This is a genomic window from Pedobacter segetis, from assembly GCF_016623585.1.
Taxonomy (GTDB): Bacteria; Bacteroidota; Bacteroidia; order Sphingobacteriales; family Sphingobacteriaceae; genus Pseudopedobacter; species Pseudopedobacter segetis.
Window position 1 is genome coordinate 126,130 of the sequence record NZ_JAEHFY010000002.1, and the last position, 18,889, is coordinate 145,018.

Annotated in this window: 11 protein-coding genes and 1 tRNA gene; 8 read left to right on the forward strand and 4 right to left on the reverse strand. The window is 37.5% G+C overall.

What is annotated here, in order from left to right; genetic code table 11:
* The first annotated feature begins 1 nt into the window (after nt 1).
* A complete protein-coding gene (locus tag I5M32_RS01915; protein WP_200584563.1) occupies nt 2-2,008 on the forward strand; it encodes an HD family phosphohydrolase in 2,007 nt (668 codons plus the stop codon).
* 84 nt (nt 2,009-2,092) lie between these two features.
* Nucleotides 2,093-2,179: transfer RNA gene (locus I5M32_RS01920), tRNA-Ser, on the forward strand.
* Between the two features lie 276 nt (nt 2,180-2,455).
* On the opposite strand, the gene I5M32_RS01925 is transcribed toward I5M32_RS01920, so the two are convergent.
* Nucleotides 2,456-3,436 (reverse strand): helix-turn-helix domain-containing protein, encoded by a 981-nt coding sequence (locus tag I5M32_RS01925; RefSeq protein ID WP_200584486.1) that lies wholly within the window; start codon nt 3,434-3,436, stop codon nt 2,456-2,458.
* A 138-nt stretch (nt 3,437-3,574) separates the two neighbouring features.
* Here I5M32_RS01925 and I5M32_RS01930 point away from each other — a divergent pair, with 138 nt between their 5' ends.
* Nucleotides 3,575-6,619: a choice-of-anchor Q domain-containing protein gene (locus I5M32_RS01930; RefSeq protein WP_200584487.1), complete on the forward strand. Its 3,045-nt coding sequence runs from the start codon at nt 3,575-3,577 to the stop codon at nt 6,617-6,619.
* 105 nt (nt 6,620-6,724) lie between these two features.
* On the opposite strand, the gene I5M32_RS01935 is transcribed toward I5M32_RS01930, so the two are convergent.
* From I5M32_RS01935 to guaA, 3 genes are all read right to left on the reverse strand, one after another.
* On the reverse strand, nt 6,725-7,888 hold the full coding sequence (locus I5M32_RS01935) for an RsmB/NOP family class I SAM-dependent RNA methyltransferase (protein ID WP_200584488.1): 1,164 nt from the start codon (nt 7,886-7,888) through the stop codon (nt 6,725-6,727).
* 2 nt (nt 7,889-7,890) lie between these two features.
* Nucleotides 7,891-9,138, reverse strand: a complete 1,248-nt coding sequence (locus I5M32_RS01940; RefSeq protein ID WP_200584489.1) for an ABC transporter substrate-binding protein — start codon at nt 9,136-9,138, stop codon at nt 7,891-7,893.
* Nucleotides 9,139-9,328: 190 nt separating this feature from the next.
* Nucleotides 9,329-10,861, reverse strand: coding sequence for a glutamine-hydrolyzing GMP synthase (gene guaA / locus I5M32_RS01945; protein ID WP_200584490.1), 1,533 nt, complete (start codon nt 10,859-10,861; stop codon nt 9,329-9,331).
* Nucleotides 10,862-11,409: 548 nt separating this feature from the next.
* On the opposite strand from guaA, the gene I5M32_RS01950 reads away from it, so the two are divergent.
* The 5 genes from I5M32_RS01950 (at nt 11,410) to I5M32_RS01970 (ending at nt 18,755) form a co-directional block, all read left to right on the forward strand.
* Nucleotides 11,410-12,081 (forward strand): C40 family peptidase, encoded by a 672-nt coding sequence (locus I5M32_RS01950; RefSeq protein WP_200584491.1) that lies wholly within the window; start codon nt 11,410-11,412, stop codon nt 12,079-12,081.
* Nucleotides 12,082-12,143: 62 nt separating this feature from the next.
* Nucleotides 12,144-14,177, forward strand: a complete 2,034-nt coding sequence (locus I5M32_RS01955; protein WP_200584492.1) for a S9 family peptidase — start codon at nt 12,144-12,146, stop codon at nt 14,175-14,177.
* A 148-nt stretch (nt 14,178-14,325) separates the two neighbouring features.
* Entirely contained in the window at nt 14,326-17,763 is a 3,438-nt protein-coding gene (gene ileS / locus I5M32_RS01960) for an isoleucine--tRNA ligase (RefSeq protein WP_200584493.1), read from the forward strand.
* Nucleotides 17,764-17,765: 2 nt separating this feature from the next.
* Nucleotides 17,766-18,152 carry a TraR/DksA family transcriptional regulator gene (locus tag I5M32_RS01965; RefSeq protein WP_200584494.1) on the forward strand — a complete coding sequence of 129 codons (387 nt, stop codon included), beginning with the start codon at nt 17,766-17,768 and terminating at the stop codon, nt 18,150-18,152.
* A complete protein-coding gene (locus I5M32_RS01970) occupies nt 18,153-18,755 on the forward strand; it encodes a lipoprotein signal peptidase (RefSeq protein ID WP_200584495.1) in 603 nt (200 codons plus the stop codon).
* Nucleotides 18,756-18,889: the final 134 nt, after the last annotated feature.

The following is an 18,889-nucleotide window of genomic DNA, read 5'->3' on the forward strand; positions in this document are numbered from 1 at the left end:
GATGGCTTTAAGCATCATCATCATCACGGCAGTTTTGCCAAAGCAAGCAAAGTTTAAGTTTGAATTTGAAAAGGGAAACGTTTGGCTACACGATGACCTGGTTTCTCCGTACAATTTCCCCATTAGAAAAACTCCTGAAGAAATAAAAAACGATAAAGAAAGTATCATAAAATCTATTTTACCGGTTTATGAGTTAGATGAACAAGTTTTTCAAGATCAATCTGATCAATACCGATCAGATTTTGAAGCTAAATGGAAAAACGCCGGCTTAAAAGATGATAATAAGGAAATTAACTTTGATACAGGCTTTAAGATTTTACAAAACATTTATCAAAAGGGGGTAATAGGCCTCAATAAAAAATACCAAAGAGATGGGGACCAATACGTGATTTCCCTTTTAAAAAACAATATAGAAACGCAGGTAAGTACGGCAAGTTTATACACCCAAGCTTCGGCGGCTTTAGAGGCGGGTAAAGAACTTGTTGATCAAAAAAATATAGAGGCAGACATTATTTCTGGGATTATTAGGGATAGGATTTCACCAAATGTAATCTATAATGAGCGCTTGACCGATAAAATCGAAAAGCAGGCGATAGAAAACCTTTCTTCTACCAGAGGCATGGTGCAAAAGGGAGAATTGATCGTTGCCAAAAATAGCCGGATAGACGAAGATATTTATCAAAAATTAGAATCGTTAAGGCAATCTTATGAAGATTCTGTAACTTCTCCCAACGATCGGAAACTAACCTTGGTTGGGCAGTTTTTGTTGGTTTCTACCGTTGTTACCATGTTGATGTTTTTCTTGTTTTTGTTTAGGAAAGATATTTTTGCCGATAACCGCCAGATCTCTTTGATATTGATCGTATTTACCGGTATGTTGGTATTTTTGTCCCTATCTATAAAATTTAAACTTCCAAGCCTTTATTATATCCCTTACTGTATCGTTCCGATAATTATTAGGATACTATTTGATACCCGATTGGCCATGAACATCCATTTGTTGGTTGTGTTAATTGCCAGTTTCTTTTTACCAAACAGTTTTGAATTTGCTTTTTTACAGATCACCGCTGGTATGGTAGCTATTTATAGCATCAAAAATTTAGTGAGGAGAGAGCAGTTTTTGCTTTCGGCACTGTTGATCTTGTTAAACTATTTTATTGCCTACCTGGGTATTTCGTTAATTAGGGAAGGTACCCTAGATGCCATAGAATGGATGAAATTTTTACCGTTTGTGTTTAGCGTTTTGCTATCGCTTTTGGCATATCCTCTTATCTATCTGTTCGAGAAACTTTTTGGCATTACCTCTGATATCACCTTAATAGAACTAACAAATACCAATTCGCATTTACTTAGAGAATTGGCGTTTAAAGCACCGGGGACTTTCCAGCATTCTTTGCAGGTGGCCAACTTGGCAGAATCTGCGATTTTTAAGATCGGCGGCAACGGGCTATTGGTTAGGGCAGGGGCTTTGTACCATGATATTGGCAAAATGGATAACCCGCAGTTTTTTATCGAGAACCAGAATAAGGGCTTAAACCCACATGATAAGCTGCCGTATGAAGAAAGTGCGCAAATTATTATCAAGCATGTTTTAAACGGGATAGAAATGGCAAGGAGAAACAATTTGCCAGAGGTTATCATAGATTTTATCAGAACCCACCACGGAAACACGAGGGTTGATTATTTTTATCAATCTTTTTTAAAGAATTTTCCAGAAAAAATTGTTGATGAAAATACTTTTCGCTATCCCGGGCCAATCCCTTTTACCAAGGAAACCGCAGTATTAATGCTTGCAGATTCTGTGGAGGCGGCATCAAGAAGTTTAAAGGAACCCGATGCAGAAAGCATAAACACCTTGGTAGAGCGTATCATAACCTATAAATTAGAACAGCATCAGTTAAATGATAGCAATATTACACTTAAAGAAATTGAGACTATTAAGCTGATATTTAAGACAATGCTGATGGGTATTTACCACGTAAGGATAGATTACCTTAAACAGAATTGAAATTTCTTTTTGTAGATATAAGCGGATTGCTATATTTGCAACCTCTAAAAGACACGGACATTTAAAAAGCTGTTTTTAGAAATTGGAGAGGTGCCTGAGTGGCCGAAAGGAACAGTTTGCTAAACTGTCGTACTGGAAACGGTACCGCGGGTTCGAATCCCGCCCTCTCCGCATTAATTTCTTGAAAAAAATTGTTCTAGATTATCAACCTCACATCCCAAACAAGGTTGAGGTAATTTTTCAAAAGCTTTTTAACAGATTTATATTTTGCCAAAAACGAGAATGCCACGTTTGGCATATTTAACAAAATTTTATCAAAACCATTTTTTTAGATCATACCCACGGATTTTTAAAGTTCTGATAAACAAGTTCAGCCTGGTTTAAAAAGTTTTTCAGTAATAAAATTAAATGTTTATTTAAAGATCTTTTTACTCCTAATTTTAGTGTTTAAGCCACAATGGCGCTCGGCCTAATATCAAACTCTTTATAAAATGCTTTCGAAAACGATTGAGGTGTATTATAACCGTATTTTAATGCGGCCTCTGTAACTCCTAATTTATTTTCTTTAATATCTAAAAAGGCTCTTTGCAACACCTTTTTCCTGTAGAATTTTACCACTGATATATTGAACAAACTTTGGAAACCTGAGGTAAGTTTAAACCTATTTAAGCCATATTTTTTGCATAGATGGTCAATTGAAACATCTGTTACTTCCATAGAGCCGAGGTCTGTTTTTATTTGTTGTAATTTTTTAACGTCTTCGCTAGAAAAATGTATCTCATATTGGTTTGTACAAGAAATGGATTGGAAATAATGGGCAAGCAATTCATATACTTTACACTCTAGATAAACCCTTCTGAAGTTTTTTTTCAAACGGCACTTTAAGATCTGTTTGATGATGAGGTTCACATCGTTAGAGATATCAAATAATTTACCGGGCTTTTTACCAGAATAAATTGCTTTTAAACACGCGGCCTTTTCTTTTTTTTGGTCTTTATCAAAGAATTTATCCAAACAAGCCAGAAAAACCTCCTCATCAAAAATCAGAGATGCCATTTCAAAACGTTTTGCTTTTTGATACTCAACTAAAGACAATTTCCCATCTTCTTTAACAGCATACATAAACGATTGATTCTTATGGATATCCGCATCAATACTCTCTTGTAATTTATGCGTGGCGTTACCAGAAAGCATTAAACTGATCAGCACCTTGTTTTGGTAGTACTGGCTGTAGCGTAGCTGATAGGTTTTTTCTGGTTTACCCGCATAGTATGCTAATAATATCCCGGTTGTCATAGGGATTAAGGCTGTACTGCTTTCCCCCAAAACCGTTGCCTTAAACTTAAGCATATCATCTTCGCAATTCAATCTAGTTATATGATCAAAAGGATAATCTTTTAATTCTTCAATTAGTATCGGTGTTTCCATAAACTGGTTTCTTGTAGAGATTGTATCTGTAAATATAACCCTAAAAATTAAAAAATGCTTTTTGGATAAATAAAAATGCGTATTGGTTAAACAAGGATGGCAATTCTAACCCTATTTTTGATAAAAAACAGCCCGGATATGAAAAAAACTTTTACACTTTTATTTTTTTGTGCTTTATGTTACTTGGCCAACGGCCAAACCATAAGATACGTAAAACCAACCGCAGCAGGCTTGGCCGATGGGAGTAGTTGGGGAAACGCTTCTGCAGATCTGCAAGCCATCATTAACCTATCTAGCCAAAACGACGAAATATGGATAGCCGCTGGGACGTATAAACCAGCAACGCTTATTGCCCCACGAGACCCAAGTTATACAGGAAACCCTGCATCTACAAACCAGGACAAAACATTTTTAATTACCAAGAATATAAAGCTTTTTGGAGGTTTTTCAGGTACCGAGACCAGCATATCCCAAAGAAATTGGCTTACCAATGAAACTATTTTAAGTGGGAACATTGGAGATGTTAATAGTGATTATGACAACTGCTACCATGTTTTATCCATCGTTGTGCCAGTTGGGCAAACCCTTGATAATTCTTTGAGCGTTGATGGGCTTACGATAGCCGATGGGAATTCTAATTCTGGAAATGTTTATAACAGCCTTTACCCTCAATATTTTGGTGGTGGGATATTTATCGGTGCAGATGACATTAACCTTAACAACACGCCCAGTATTAAAAATTGTACTTTTAAGAATAATCTTTCTTTAGCGGGCGGTGGTGCAGTGGCATGGCTTGCGTTTAGATTGGGAGCTGATGCGCTAGAGATGCAGAATTGTAATTTCACAAGCAATGGTTGCAAATATCAGGGTGGTGCTATTTATCTTTTTGACGATGGTGTAAATACCGGACCATATAAAGCAAATATCAATGATTGCACATTTGATGCAAACTATGTGAACGATTCATTTCAGGGAGGTACAAACGGAGCATCTGGCGGTGCGATTTGTGCTTATAAATCAGGGGAGTTATCCATTAACCGCTGTGTTTTTAAAAATAATAAAACTTCTGTTGGGTTTGGCGCAACGGGTAACGGCAGTGCTGTGGCCTTACTTTTAGGCGCTTCTTCTGATATAGTGAACTCGGTTTTTTATGATAATGAAAAAGCTTCGGTTTATAACAAAGGATCGGACCTGAACCTTTTGAATACCACTTTGTATCATCCTAACAATGAACTTATAAGTCTTAATGCGGCAAAAAGCATTTATATTAATAATAGCATAATATGGACAGATAATGCCCTTCAGAATGCAGTAACCAGTACTGGTAGCCCCAGTATCATAGCGGTTTTAAATAATAGCGACTTAAATAGCATGAATCAGCTAACTTTTACAACACCGCCTGTTAATCTGATTACCACAAACCCTTATTTTTATGATGTAGCAACTAAAGATTTTACCCTAAAACCATTTAGCCTAGCCATAGATGCTGGTAACGATAATTTATATAGTGCCGCTTTATATGGTTCTAGCAACTTGGCCGGAACAATGCGTTTTTCGGGAAAAATTGATATGGGTGCATATGAGTACATACACAAAAAGACTTTTGTAAGCTTAGATGCTGCGGGCAATAACGATGGTACTTCTTGGGTAAACGGCTATAATGATCTGCAAATTGCTATCAATGCAGCTAGTTATGGCGATAGTATATTTGTTAAAAAGGGCGTTTACCAACCCGCTGTTAATACTAGTTTTCAAATGAAAGAGGGCGTTAAGATTTATGGGAGTTTCCAGGGAACAGAAAATTATCTAACACAAAGATTAATTGCATTACCTGCAGATAGCAGCATTTTAAAAGGAAATGGCGAAAATGTATTTGATAATGAGTTTTCTCAGCTTTTACCATTAACGGAGGCCTCTGTTTTAGATGGCTTTACACTAACAGGGGGTGCCGGAGTATCTAAAGACGGAGGCGCAATGAACAATCATTATGCTTCGCCAACCTTAAACAGGATCTGTTTTGTGGCCAATTATGCCGTCCATGCCGGTGCGATCCAAAACATTAATTCATCACCAATTATCACTAATTCTATTATTTCTGGTAACGATGGCGGTTTAGACGGCGGTGCAATGGTAAATGCGAACTCATCAGCCATATTAACCAATGTTCTCATTTCTGGTAATATTGCAGATCAAGGGGGCATAATGTATAATTCTCTTTCTAACCTCACTTTAACAAATGTTACCTTTGCTGGCAACGCAACCGGTGGAGACCTCATTATCAATTCAAATTCTAATTTTAAAATAAGAAACAGTATCATTTTGGGAAACACCGGAAACATGCCTAGCCTTGGGGTGGTGGCTTCCAATTCTTTGATCCAAGATTTTACGAACACAAGCGACGGTAACATCAATTCAACAAACATCGATGCTAACGATATTTTTGTATCGCCGGTGCTATCAACTAATTATACACCGGTTTTAGGCGGTAATTTTTCTCTGCTAAACAATGCAAACGTTATTGATAAGGGCAGCAACGTTTTTTATAATACTGGGCAAGTGCCAGATTTGAGTTTGGTAACAACCGATATTGTAGGGAACAACAGGTTTGAGAACATGAATGTAGATTTGGGTGCCTATGAATACCAAGGAACCTTGCCCATAACTTTATTGAGTTACGCTATCCATAAAAGATTGAACGATGCTTTGCTAAAATGGAAAACCTCTGATGAGAAAAACGCAAAGTATTATATTATTTATAGGTCTGCGGATGGTAAAACATTTACAGAGCTGGGTAAGCTTAACACTAAGAATGGTATTGAGAACACTTATAGTTATATAGACAACCTACCTTTTAAAGGTTTAAACTATTATAAACTTGAACAACAGGATTTGGATGGTACCTTAAATTTGCTGGGCATCAAATCTTTAAATTTCAATTTTTCTAATGATGGTTTACGGGTTTACCCCAACCCTACGTTAAACTATGTTAATTTGGGTTTTGAAAAAGGTAAATACCATAAATTAACTTTGTTAAACCAAAGCGGGCAAATCTTAAAAAGTGTTATTATAAGCCCCCTTCAAACCGAAATCCAACTTTCGTTGCTGGCCTATACCCCGGGTTTGTATTATTTAAATTTGGAAGGCACAGGCATTAATCTGCTTAATAAGGTAATTAAACGATGATCAATTAGATCTTTTTAAGCAAAACAGCCTTTATTTAATTCATAACAAAGGTCGGTATCCTGCTAAATTAGCAGGATACCGTTGTTTTAAGAAAGATCGTTTTGCTCATTTCTTGATCAGCCTTGCCAAAAAAAGCGTGTCTGCTTTGGCTTGATAACCTTTTATCAACAGCTGATATTCGATTTCTAAATTCAGTTTTTCACAAAGATTGGCAACTTGTTCTTCGTTTTCTTCTTTAAAAACCGAACAGGTAATGTAAATCAATGGTTTGCCAACTTTTAGATATTTGACCACATTGCTGGCAATTTTAAACTGCAATTCGCTATAAGATTTGATTTTATGTGGCGTAAAATGGGTAATCATTTCTGGTGTGCGCCCCCAAGTGCCAGAGCCAGTGCAAGGAGCGTCTAATATAATCCCATCAAACTCATAATGGTGCAGGGTTTGATCTTGGTTCTGGAGCAAATCCAAAACTTTCAATTGATAATTTGACACTCCTGCCAAGGCAAAACGATGTTTCAAATTCTCTAGAATAGATTCCCTGTTATCGCTCACCAATAATTTAATATCGGGTTGCTGATCTAGTAACATCAAGGCTTTACCTCCAGAGGCCGCACAGCAATCCCACCATTTGTCCCATTTATCGGGTTTAAAAGCTTCGCCAGTTTTCTGTGAAGAAATATCTTGGATCTCGTAATTTCCCTTATCGGGGATGATTTGCGCTAACTTTGTACCATTTGGGAAAGCGATCGCCTGTTCATCAATTACTTGATATTTTATATCGGCGGAAGCCAAACACTGCATGATATTTTTTTGTTTCCCCTTTTTTATCCTGATGTATAAATCGGGTTGGATAAAATGGGAAAGATAAAATTCTTCTGCATCAATTTCATTTGATAAATGATCTTGGAAAGGAAAAACATCGGTTAAATTAAAATTGGGATATTCTTCTTTAACGATTTCGATTTTATTTTTTAAAGTTAACTCTATTTTATTGTTCCATTGTGGTTTAAAATGTTCTAAAAAAGAATTGGCTTGTTGGTTGGCAAAAAACTCTGCGATGATCAATCTCTCTTCTAGTGTTAAATTAGAGAGTATGTTTCCCAATCTGTAAAAATTATAAACCAAGCGACTGGCAATTTTACGGTCGCGAGAGCCCATTTGCTTATTTTGCCTGTAATAAGTGGCTAAAAAGCGGTGCAAAGGTTCTTCTTTGTTATAGTTTAAAAGAATATTTTGAAAAGTATTTAACTGATGGATTGCTTTCATGTTTAATACACTTTTTGCAATTTCCCCGATTGATATTTCATAACCATTAAGCTGGTGTTGTAATAACCTGATTTTGGATTTCTTAAGAAATGGAAATCGTTATGGATGCCATCGAAAGTGTTTTTGGTAAGATGTTCCAAAAATTCTTTTCCTTTTTTATCCATTAGGCTCCCAAAATAATAGCCTACATCAAAACCCTTAAAAGCGTATTCGCTAGGCGATAAAGAAAATTTAGAACGATAGTATTTGATGAAATTTTCGCTCCTTAAAGAAGCCCTGTCTATTTGGTAAGAAGAAGTAATATAGGTGTTTAAGCGTTCTAGCAAGCCATTATCCAAGAAACTTGCTTTTTCCCAACTGGGGTGCCCAACAATGGCAATTTGGAAATTGCCAGTTAGTTTATCTAATTCGTTTAATAAAGTAATGAGAAAAACCCGATCGGTAGAAGGCAAAACTATTACGTTTAAACCAACGGGGCTTAAAGATTTGTACACATTTGCGTAGCCCACGGCTTTGATCCCAATTTCTGATACCTGTATTCCTTTAGCCAAACTATCCATCCTTTTTTTAAACGGGACCACATATTTATATTCATCGGCCTGGCCACTTCTGATGATCAATACCTTTTTTGGGTTCAGGCTTTTTTTTATAAAAGCGGCGGCGGTATATGCGTGTTGGTCTAAAGAATTGTTTACAGAGATTAAATATGGATTATTGAAAATTGCAGGGTCGCTTGCCGCTAAAGGTGAAACCATAGGTTTTTTCATGCTTTTGCTGTAAACAGAAAAGGCCTTGATGCCATTTGGGAAAACAGGGCCGATGATTAAATCAGAGTTTTTTATGGTGGTATTTGCTGCCAATGCACCTAATTCGGCAGGATTGTCTTTAGAATCGAACACTTGGATTTTGAAATCCATATTTCCATGGTTATTTGCCACAGAGTCTATCCCCATCTTAAAACCTTGGTAAAAATCAATAGCTATTTCTGCTTTTTTTAAATCGTTTAAATTGGCCGTTTTGTAATTGATACCGTATAGATCAAATGGTAAAATCATAGAGATAACCATTTCTGCTTTCTCTTTTACGCTAGACTTTGGGTTTTCTGCGTTTTTATTGGCCGTGGTTTTTTCTTCTTTTGGATTTTTTGCAGCGTTAGGCTCGGTAGGTTTTTTTTGGACAGGTGTTGTTTTTGGAGAACAAGCCCCTAAAAACAGCGCAACGCATACTATCGCAGTTATTTTAAATTTCATTTTTTAATCATTCTATTCTTACAAAATCTCATTAAATAGTTGTAAGTCTCAATTGCAACAATATTACCAAAGAATTAATTACAAATGTTTTTTTGCGTTAACGATTGAAGCGGCATCCTTTTTTTCTTTTTCAGAAAAAAAGATATAGCGCAAAGCGTGTTAAAACGCCCAAATTATCCAACACAAAAAACTATTCCCATTCTATGGTTGCTGGTGGTTTAGAACTAATATCATAAACAACTCTGTTAATTCCCTTTACATTATTGATGATCTCGTTAGATATTTTGGCCAATAGCTCATAGGGTAAATGACTCCAATCGGCCGTCATGCCATCTACAGAGCTTACCGCTCTTAGTGCCACCACGTTTTCATAGGTGCGTTCATCGCCCATTACGCCAACAGACTGTATGGGCAAATAAATGGTGCCTGCCTGCCAAACTTTATCGTACCAACCAGATTCTTTAAGATTTTTTACGTAGATGAAATCTGCATCTTGCAAAATCTGTACCTTTTCTTTGGTTACTTCACCTAAAATACGGATCCCCAAACCTGGGCCCGGGAAAGGGTGCCGACCTAAAATATCATCGGGTAAACCCAAAGCCTTGCCAACCCTGCGCACCTCGTCTTTAAACAGAGCTTTTAGCGGTTCCACAATTTTCAGCTTCATATAATCGGGCAAACCACCTACATTATGGTGCGATTTTATAGTTGCCGATGGGCCGCCATTTACCGAGACAGATTCTATCACATCAGGATAGATGGTGCCTTGCGCCAGCCATTTCACATCAGAAATCTGATGCGCTTCATCATCAAATACTTCTATAAAAACCCTTCCGATCGCTTTCCTTTTTTGTTCTGGATCGGTTAAACCCGCCAAAGCATCATAAAACCTTTGCTTGGCATCTACACCTTTAACGTTTAAGCCTAGATCTTTATAAGAACTTAAAACAGATGAAAACTCTTCTTTACGCAGCAGGCCATTATCCACAAAGATACAGTGCAGATTTTTGCCTATGGCTTGGTGCAAAAGTAAAGCTGCAACAGAAGAATCTACGCCCCCAGATAATCCTAAAACCACTTTATCATCTTTCAACTGCTCTTTTAAAGCATCAATAGATTCCTCGGCAAAAGCAAAGGGTGTCCAATCTTGGGAGCAACCGCAAATATCTATGAGGAAATTTTGCAGCAATTGCTTGCCATCTGTAGAATGGGTAACCTCTGGGTGAAATTGGATGCCAAAAGTTTGGGTATCTTTAATCTGATATGCGGCAACTTTAACGCTATCCGTACTGGCAATGATCTCGAAATTTTCTGGAATATCCTTAATGGTATCTCCATGAGACATCCAAACCTGCGAACGATTTGGCAAATCTTTCATCAGTGGGTTATTGGCATGGATATACTCTAGGTTTGCCCTGCCATATTCCCTAATTTCTGACGGTGCTACGTGGCCGCCAGAATGTTGTGCCATGTATTGCGCCCCGTAGCAAACGCCCAAAAGCGGCAATTTGCCATGGAATTGTTTAAAATCTATCTGTGGTGCGCCATCCATGCGTACAGAAGAAGGGCTGCCAGATAAAATTACGCCCTTGGTAAATTGATCTGTTTCTGGGACTTTGTTATAGGGGTGTATTTCACAATAAACATTTAGTTCGCGTACCCTTCTTGCAATCAATTGGGTATATTGCGAACCAAAATCGAGGATGAGGATTTTCTCTTGCATTTGCAAAGATAAAAATTAAACAAAGGGCGTGGGATAAATTTATAAATAGATTAAGGGGGGTGGTTTAATAGTTATTTTTACCATGAATGGATTAAGGGGAGCATGAAGTTTCTTGAGCCAAAATTAAAGTCTGCGTAAATCAGCGAAATCTGCGGGAGCTATTTTTTTAGGGTTATGATTTTAGAAGGTTATTAATCGATTTAAAAACATTATTTTTGGCGTTTTATCCGCCAGCTGGCGGATATATTTTTTGTTTTATTCTTCGACTCCCTCTTCGACTCCGCTCAGAATGACAATGCTCAGAATGACAAAAAAAGCTTGCCCGAATTACAGGCGGGGATGGTTCTGCTAATAAGATTCCGAAATAAATTCGGAATGACCGCAAAAGAAAAACTTTGTCATGCAGTCCGACAGCTGACGGATCAGCATCTTAGCAAAACGGGAGCTCAAGCAGGTTAAATAGCAGAAGGCTCTACTAATAAGAGTTTGATTAGCCAACTGGCCAACGGAATGACCTTAACAAATAAAAAATAGATATATTTATTTTGATGAAATTTTTTAAAATAAAACAACACATAACATTTACGCTGATCATCAGCGTTTTTATCTTTTTAGGCTGCAACCCAGCAGCTAATAGAAAGAATAAAATTGCGGCAAGCCAAAGCATCTTAGATACCGGGAGGCGATTTATCATCATCAAAAAAGATACTGCGGCCAAAATTAATTTAGATAGCGTAAAACTAGATTCTAGCAAAAGCATCCTCCAAAAAGATACTATCATAAAAAAAGATAGCATGGTACAAAAACCGGTAATTAAACCAAATGTTAACCAACAACAACTGGTAGATTTTGCCAAAACATTGTTTGGTAAGCCTTACTTTTATGGTGCTAAAGACCCCGAAAAGGGTTTTGATAATTCTGGTTTTGTAAACTATGTGTTCGGTAATTTTAATATTGAAGTGCCAAGATATACGGCTGGCTTTATGAATGTAGGTAAGCCTTTAGGTTTGCCCGATGCTGCCGAGGGCGATATCATACTTTTTTCTAAAACAGACAGCATAAAAACCCTTGTTAATTCTATCGGTATCGTTATTTCTAAAAAAGGGCAACCTATTGAGTTTATCCATGCGGCCTCTGGTAAAACAAATAGTGTTACCATTACCAAAATGAATGACTATTATCAAAAAAGATTGATCGGCTTAAGGCGAGTAATGAATTGATTTATTATTTCTATCTTTAAAAATTAGCATCAACTCAATTAATCCTGATTTTATATTTTAATATGAAAAAACTCATTTTATTAGGTCTCGTTATTTTATCTGCCCATACATTTGCCCAAAAAAGCTTAACGCCAGAAATGCTTTGGAAATTGGGCAGGGTAAGTGGAGAAAGCTTATCTGGAGATGAAAAATCTGTTATTTATGGCGTTTCCAATTATGATCTAGCTAGCAATACATCAGAAAGGAACCTTTATAGCATACCCTTAACAGGCGGAGCTGCAAAACAGATGACCACTTCTTTAGGGGGCGAATCTGTGGTAAAAGTAAATGCCCAAACAGGGAAGGTGATTTATACCTATAAAGGGCAACTTTGGCAAATGAATGCCGATGGAACCGCTACAAAACAAGTTACCAATTATGACGGGGGCTTAGAAAACATAAGAATATCGCCCAATGGCAAATATATTTTGTTTACCAAAGAGGTTTCCATCGTGAAGAATATAGCCAATGAAAAATATAAAGATTTGCCTAAAAGCGATGCTTACATCTATCAAGATTTAAGTTACAGGCACTGGGACACTTGGGAAGATGGTAAGTTTTCCCATGTATTTTTTGCCAGTTATGACGATGGAAAAATTGGCCCTGAGACGGATATTATGAAAGACGAACCTTATGATTGTCCGCAAAAACCTTTTGGTGGTTTAGAGGATGTGATTTGGTCGCCGGATAGTAAATCTATTTTATACGTTACCAAGAAAAAATATGGAAAAGATTATGCCCAAAGCACCAATACAGATATTTATAAATATGAAATAGGGCATAACCTAACCTTTAATTTAACCAGCGGAATGTTAGGTTATGATACGCAACCGGCGTATAATAAAGATGGTTCTCGTTTAGCCTGGGCCAGCATGAAAGAGGATGGGTATGAGACGGATAAGAACGACATTATGGTTTACGATTATAAGCTTAACCAATGTTATAACCTTACCGCAGATTGGGACGAGACCGTAAACAGTTTTGTTTGGAGCGAGGATAATTCCAAGATTTATTTTTTGGCTGTTAAAGATGGTACAGAGCAAATTTTCGTTATCGATCTAGGAAAGGATTTAGCTAAAGTAACGGGTAAAAATATCCAAATGTTAACCAAAGGGAGATGGGACATCAATGCAATTATTGGGCAAACAGGCAATACCATGGTGGTTTCAAGAACAGATATGAACCACTCGGCAGAACTTTTTAAAGTGGATTTAAAAACTGGCAATTTATCTGAATTAACCACCGTAAATAAAGCTGCTTACGCCGATATTGCCATGAGCGAAATTGAAGCAAAAACCATCAAAACCACAGATGGAAAAGATATGCTGACTTGGGTTATCTATCCTCCGGGATTTGACCCTGCAAAAAAATATCCAACGCTTTTATATTGCCAAGGCGGGCCGCAATCTGCGCTATCGCAATTTTATTCGGTAAGGTGGAATTTCCAATTGATGGCTGCAAACGGTTATATTGTGGTAGCGCCAAATAGGAGGGGAATGCCTGGGCATGGCGTAGAATGGAATAAAGAAATTAGTGGCGATTGGGGCGGCCAGGCCATGAAAGATTATCTTTCTGCCATAGATGCTATGGCAAAAGAACCTTATGTGGATAAAGACAGATTGGGTTGTGTTGGTGCAAGTTATGGAGGTTACTCTGTTTATATGCTGGCGGGAATACATCAAAACAGGTTTAAGACATTTATTGCCCATGATGGCTTGTTTGATTTAAGAAGTTGGTACGGCACTACCGAAGAATTGTTTTTTGCCAACCATGATATCGGCGGCAATTTCTGGCAAAAAAATCCACCAAAATCTTATCAAGAATTTAACCCCGTTAATTTTATCGATAGATGGAACACGCCAATCATGATCGTACAAGGTGGTAGGGATTATAGAGTACCCGTAGAGCAAGGTTTGGAAGCTTTCCAAGCTGCACAACTCAAAGGCATCAAGAGTAAATTGCTTTATCTGCCAGAAGAAAACCATTGGGTTTTATCGGGGCAAAACGGTATTGTTTGGCAAAGGGAATTTTTTAGCTGGCTGAAGGAGACTTTATAGTAATCACTTAAGAAGTATTTATTTTGGATGTTGTTAAATCGTTTTAAATAAATACCTTATTGAAGGCTATATAAAACCTAAGTTTTTCTCAAAACTTTAATTCCAAATCCGTAATTTTGCAACCTTAATTTTTGAGAGAGCAAAGCTGATGTACAAAGAATATAAGCAATTAAATTTATCGCAAATAGGTAAGGACGTTTTATCGGGATGGAAAAAAAAGCAGATTTTTGAAAAAAGCATCCAAAACCGTCCGTCTTCTAAGCCATATACATTTTTTGAAGGCCCTCCGTCTGCAAACGGGATGCCCGGGATACATCATGTGATGGCTAGGGCTATTAAAGATATTTTTTGTAGGTACAAAACCTTAAAAGGCTTTCAGGTTAAGCGTAAAGGCGGTTGGGATACCCATGGTTTGCCAATAGAATTGGCGGTAGAAAAATCTTTGGGCATCACAAAAGAAGACATTGGCAAAAAAATATCCGTTAAAGATTATAATGACGCTTGCCGAAAAGAGGTAATGCGTTATACCGATGTTTGGAACGATCTAACCGAAAAAATGGGTTATTGGGTTGATTTGGAAGACCCTTACATCACCTATAAAAACGAATACATCGAATCTCTTTGGTGGATTTTAAAGCAACTTTACGAAAAAGGATTTTTATACAAAGGCTATACCGTTCAACCTTATTCCCCTGCTGCGGGCACAGGATTAAGTTCTCACGAACTAAATCAGCCGGGTACTTATCGCGATGTGAAGGATACCTCTATAGTAGCGCAATTTAAGGTTGATCCTGCCCAATTGCACCCTATTATGCCTTTGCTTTTTGATACACCAGAAGAAAATACCAGTATCATCGCATGGACAACTACACCATGGACATTGCCTTCTAACTGTGCTTTGGCCGTTGGCGAAAATATCGACTATGTAAAAATAAAAACCTTTAACCAATACACTTATTTGCCTATTTCTGTGGTGCTGGCCAAAGTTCTGGTAGGCAAATATTTTAAAAAGGAAGCTCAAGACGCTTCTTTTCAAGATTATGTGGGTGGCGATAAATTAATCCCTTGGGAGATAACCGCAGAATTTAAAGGGACCGATCTGTTGGGCATACGTTACCAACAATTGATGCCTTACGTTACCAATGAAAACCTGCAAAAAAATGCTTTTAGGGTAATTGCTGGTGATTTTGTTACCACAGAAGACGGCACCGGTATTGTACATACGGCCTCAATTTTTGGTGCGGATGACTTTAGGGTTGCCCGTGAAGCAGGTGTGCCATCTGTGATGGTGCGAGATGAGAACGGGAACGAGCACCCTTTGGTAAATAAGCAGGGGAAATTTGTAGATGAGGTAACAGATTTTGCGGGTAAGTATGTAAAAGAAGAATATTATAGTGATGAAATAAGGGCCGATAAGGATTTTAAAGCCACCGATGTTTTGATCGCGATAAAATTGAAGGAAGATAATAAAGCCTTTGACGTTAAAAAATACGAACACAGCTATCCGCATTGTTGGCGTACTGATAAACCTATTTTATATTATCCTTTGGATAGTTGGTTTATCAAAACCACGGCCGTAAAAGAGAAACTAGTCGAGCTAAATAAATCTATTAATTGGAAGCCAGAAAGTACCGGAACTGGGCGTTTTGGCAACTGGTTAGAGAATTTGATAGATTGGAATCTATCCCGCTCACGCTATTGGGGCACTCCTTTGCCAATATGGAGAACAGAAGATGGGGCAGAAGAACAGTGTATTGGATCTATTGAAGAGCTGAACGAAAAAATGATAGAAAGCGTGGACAGCGGTAAATTGTCTGGAGATGAGCTTGCCAAGATGAATTTAATCATGCAATCCTTCGGCACTTCAGAATTGGATTTGCACCGTCCTTATGTGGATGATATTGTATTGATATCGCCGAAAGGCAAAAAGATGTATCGCGAGCAAGACCTGATCGATGTTTGGTTTGATAGCGGTGCCATGCCTTATGCACAATGGCATTATCCGTTTGAAAACAAAGAAGAATTTGAAAATGCCTATCCGGCAGATTTTATTGCAGAAGGTGTGGATCAAACCCGAGGTTGGTTTTTTACTTTACATGCCATTGCAACCATGTTGAGCCAAACTAGCGATGAGATCAAGGCAGTTAACGAGAAAAATCATAATAAAGGCGTTGCTTTTAAAAACGTGATCTCTAACGGTTTGGTGCTGGATAAAAACGGCAATAAAATGTCTAAACGCTTGGGCAATGCCGTAGATCCTTTTGCTACCATAGAGCAATACGGGGCAGATGCCACACGTTGGTATATGATCAGTAACGCTTCGCCTTGGGATAATCTAAAGTTTAATACCGATGGTTTAGATGAGGTACGTAGGAAGTTTTTCGGTACGCTTTATAACACTTATGCCTTTTTCACGCTTTATGCCAATATCGATAAGTTTAATTATCAAGAAGAAGATATTGATTTAGCCAAAAGGCCAGAAATTGATCAGTGGATCATTTCTCTGTTAAACACATTATCAAAAGAAGTTGATGGTTTTTATAATGATTTTGAGCCAACAAAAGCGGCAAGGGCCATCCAAAATTTTGTTGATGAGCATTTGAGCAACTGGTACGTGAGGTTATGCCGCCGTCGTTTTTGGAAAGGCGATTATACCGAAGATAAGATATCGGCCTACCAAACTCTATATACCTGTTTGGTTACCATCAGTAAATTGATGTCGCCAATTGCACCTTTCTTTTCTGATCGGTTGTTTACCGATTTAAACTCGGCAACAAAAAAAGAAGATTTTGAATCGGTTCACCTGTCAGATTTCCCAGAATACCACGCTAATTTGGTAAACCAAGGTTTAGAAGAGAGAATGGCCCTGGCACAAGATATTTCATCTATGGTACTTTCGTTGAGGAAAAAAGTGGGCATCAACGTTCGCCAGCCTTTGGCAAAAATATTATTGCCCGTTTTGGATAACTATTTTGAGGAGAAGATAGAGAAGGTAAAAGAATTGATCCTATCAGAGACCAATATAAAGGAGATAGAATACATAAAAGATACGGCAGGTATCATCAAAAAGAAAATAAAGCCCAACTTTAAATCATTAGGTAAAAAGCTGGGTAAAGACATGAAGGCCGTAGCCGATGTGATCAACGCTTTTAACGATAATGAGATTGCCGAGTTAGAACAAAATGGCAGTTATGCTATCCAAACAGACTATGCAACCTACGATATTGTTTTAGAAGATGTTGAGATTACCGCAGAAGATGTGGAAGGGTGGCAAGTAACCAACGTAGGTAAGCTTACCGTAGCGCTAGATGTAAATGTTTCTGAAGCATTAAGGGAAGAAGGGTTGGCCAGGGAGGTGGTTAACCGTATCCAAAACTTAAGAAAGGAATTAGGTTTTGAAGTAACCGATAAGATCAAGGTAAACTTAGAATATAACGATCTAATAGCAAAAGCGGTGGAAAATAATTTATCTTATATTTGCGCCGAAATATTGGCCAACTCTTTACAACAAGTAGAAATTGGCAATGCCGATAACGAAATCGAAATAGAAGGAACAAGATTAAAAATAACAATTATAAAAGATTAGAAATGGAAAGCACACCTACTAAAACCCGTTACTCTGATGTAGAACTTCAAGAGTTTAAAGAATTGATTACCGATAAACTAAATAGCGCCAAAGAAGAGCTGCAAGATTTAACAAGCTCTTTGAGCAACCCAAATAAAAACGGGACAGATGATACCGCAGGAACTTACAAAACCTTAGAGGATGGTTCTGCAACGTTAGAAAAAGAGCAAATCAACCAATTAGCGGCAAGGCAAAAGAAATTTATAGAAAACCTTGAGGCTGCCTTGGTGCGTATAGAAAATAAAACCTACGGTATTTGCAGGGAAACCGGTAAATTGATTCAAAAAGAGCGTTTAAAGGCAGTTCCTCATGCAACTTTAAGCATGGAAGCTAAGTTAAAGCAAAATTAAATGAAGGGTTACAATAAACCAATAATTGCTATTCTTGTTATTTTATTGTTAGATCAAGCCGTAAAAACTTGGGTAAAAACCAATATGTTTATAGGCCAAGAATTTCACTTATTAAAAGATATTGCTATCATTCATTTTACCGAAAACAACGGGATGGCCTTTGGGATGGAGTTTGGTGGAGAATTGGGGAAGCTGGCCTTGTCTCTTTTTAGGATTTTGGCGGTTGCGGGTATAGGTTATGGGTTAAATTACCTCATTAAGCATAAGTATCACAGAGGCTTGATCATGAATGTGGCCTTTATTTTTGCAGGTGCTTTGGGCAATATCATAGACTCTGTTTTTTACGGTAAAATTTATGATTATGCCGGTTATTTTCATGGCAGGGTAGTGGATATGTTCTATTTTCCGTTATTGCAGGGTCATTTTCCAACTTGGTTGCCTATTTGGGGCGGCGAGGAATACATATTTTTCAGGCCGGTTTTCAACGTAGCAGATTCTGCCATATCCATCGGTGTGATATGTATCTTGATTTATCAAAAACGATATTTTAAAGAAGAAATTAAAGAAAAACCCTCTATAAATAGCGAAGTGGTAGAAGAGTAAATCTTTTTAAACTATTTTAAAGGCGTTACGATTTTATTGCGTAACGCCTTTTTTATTACCAGAAATCTCCAAAAGATGGCCCTGAAACTTTTGTTCTTAAAGTTTTTTGTAATTCCCTTGATCGAAATTAAAAA

What these genes read in the sequence shown, in the direction of transcription:
- I5M32_RS01965 (WP_200584494.1), top strand. Translation starts at nt 17,766, where the DNA reads ATGGAAAGCACACCTACTAAAACCCGTTACTCTGATGTAGAACTTCAA.
- I5M32_RS01935 (WP_200584488.1), bottom strand. Translation starts at nt 7,888, where the DNA reads ATGAAAGCAATCCATCAGTTAAATACTTTTCAAAATATTCTTTTAAAC.
- I5M32_RS01950 (WP_200584491.1), top strand. Translation starts at nt 11,410, where the DNA reads ATGAAATTTTTTAAAATAAAACAACACATAACATTTACGCTGATCATC.
- I5M32_RS01930 (WP_200584487.1), top strand. Translation starts at nt 3,575, where the DNA reads ATGAAAAAAACTTTTACACTTTTATTTTTTTGTGCTTTATGTTACTTG.
- I5M32_RS01925 (WP_200584486.1), bottom strand. Translation starts at nt 3,436, where the DNA reads ATGGAAACACCGATACTAATTGAAGAATTAAAAGATTATCCTTTTGAT.
- I5M32_RS01955 (WP_200584492.1), top strand. Translation starts at nt 12,144, where the DNA reads ATGAAAAAACTCATTTTATTAGGTCTCGTTATTTTATCTGCCCATACA.
- I5M32_RS01915 (WP_200584563.1), top strand. Translation starts at nt 2, where the DNA reads ATGGCTTTAAGCATCATCATCATCACGGCAGTTTTGCCAAAGCAAGCA.
- I5M32_RS01940 (WP_200584489.1), bottom strand. Translation starts at nt 9,138, where the DNA reads ATGAAATTTAAAATAACTGCGATAGTATGCGTTGCGCTGTTTTTAGGG.
- guaA (WP_200584490.1), bottom strand. Translation starts at nt 10,861, where the DNA reads ATGCAAGAGAAAATCCTCATCCTCGATTTTGGTTCGCAATATACCCAA.
- I5M32_RS01970 (WP_200584495.1), top strand. Translation starts at nt 18,153, where the DNA reads ATGAAGGGTTACAATAAACCAATAATTGCTATTCTTGTTATTTTATTG.
- ileS (WP_200584493.1), top strand. Translation starts at nt 14,326, where the DNA reads ATGTACAAAGAATATAAGCAATTAAATTTATCGCAAATAGGTAAGGAC.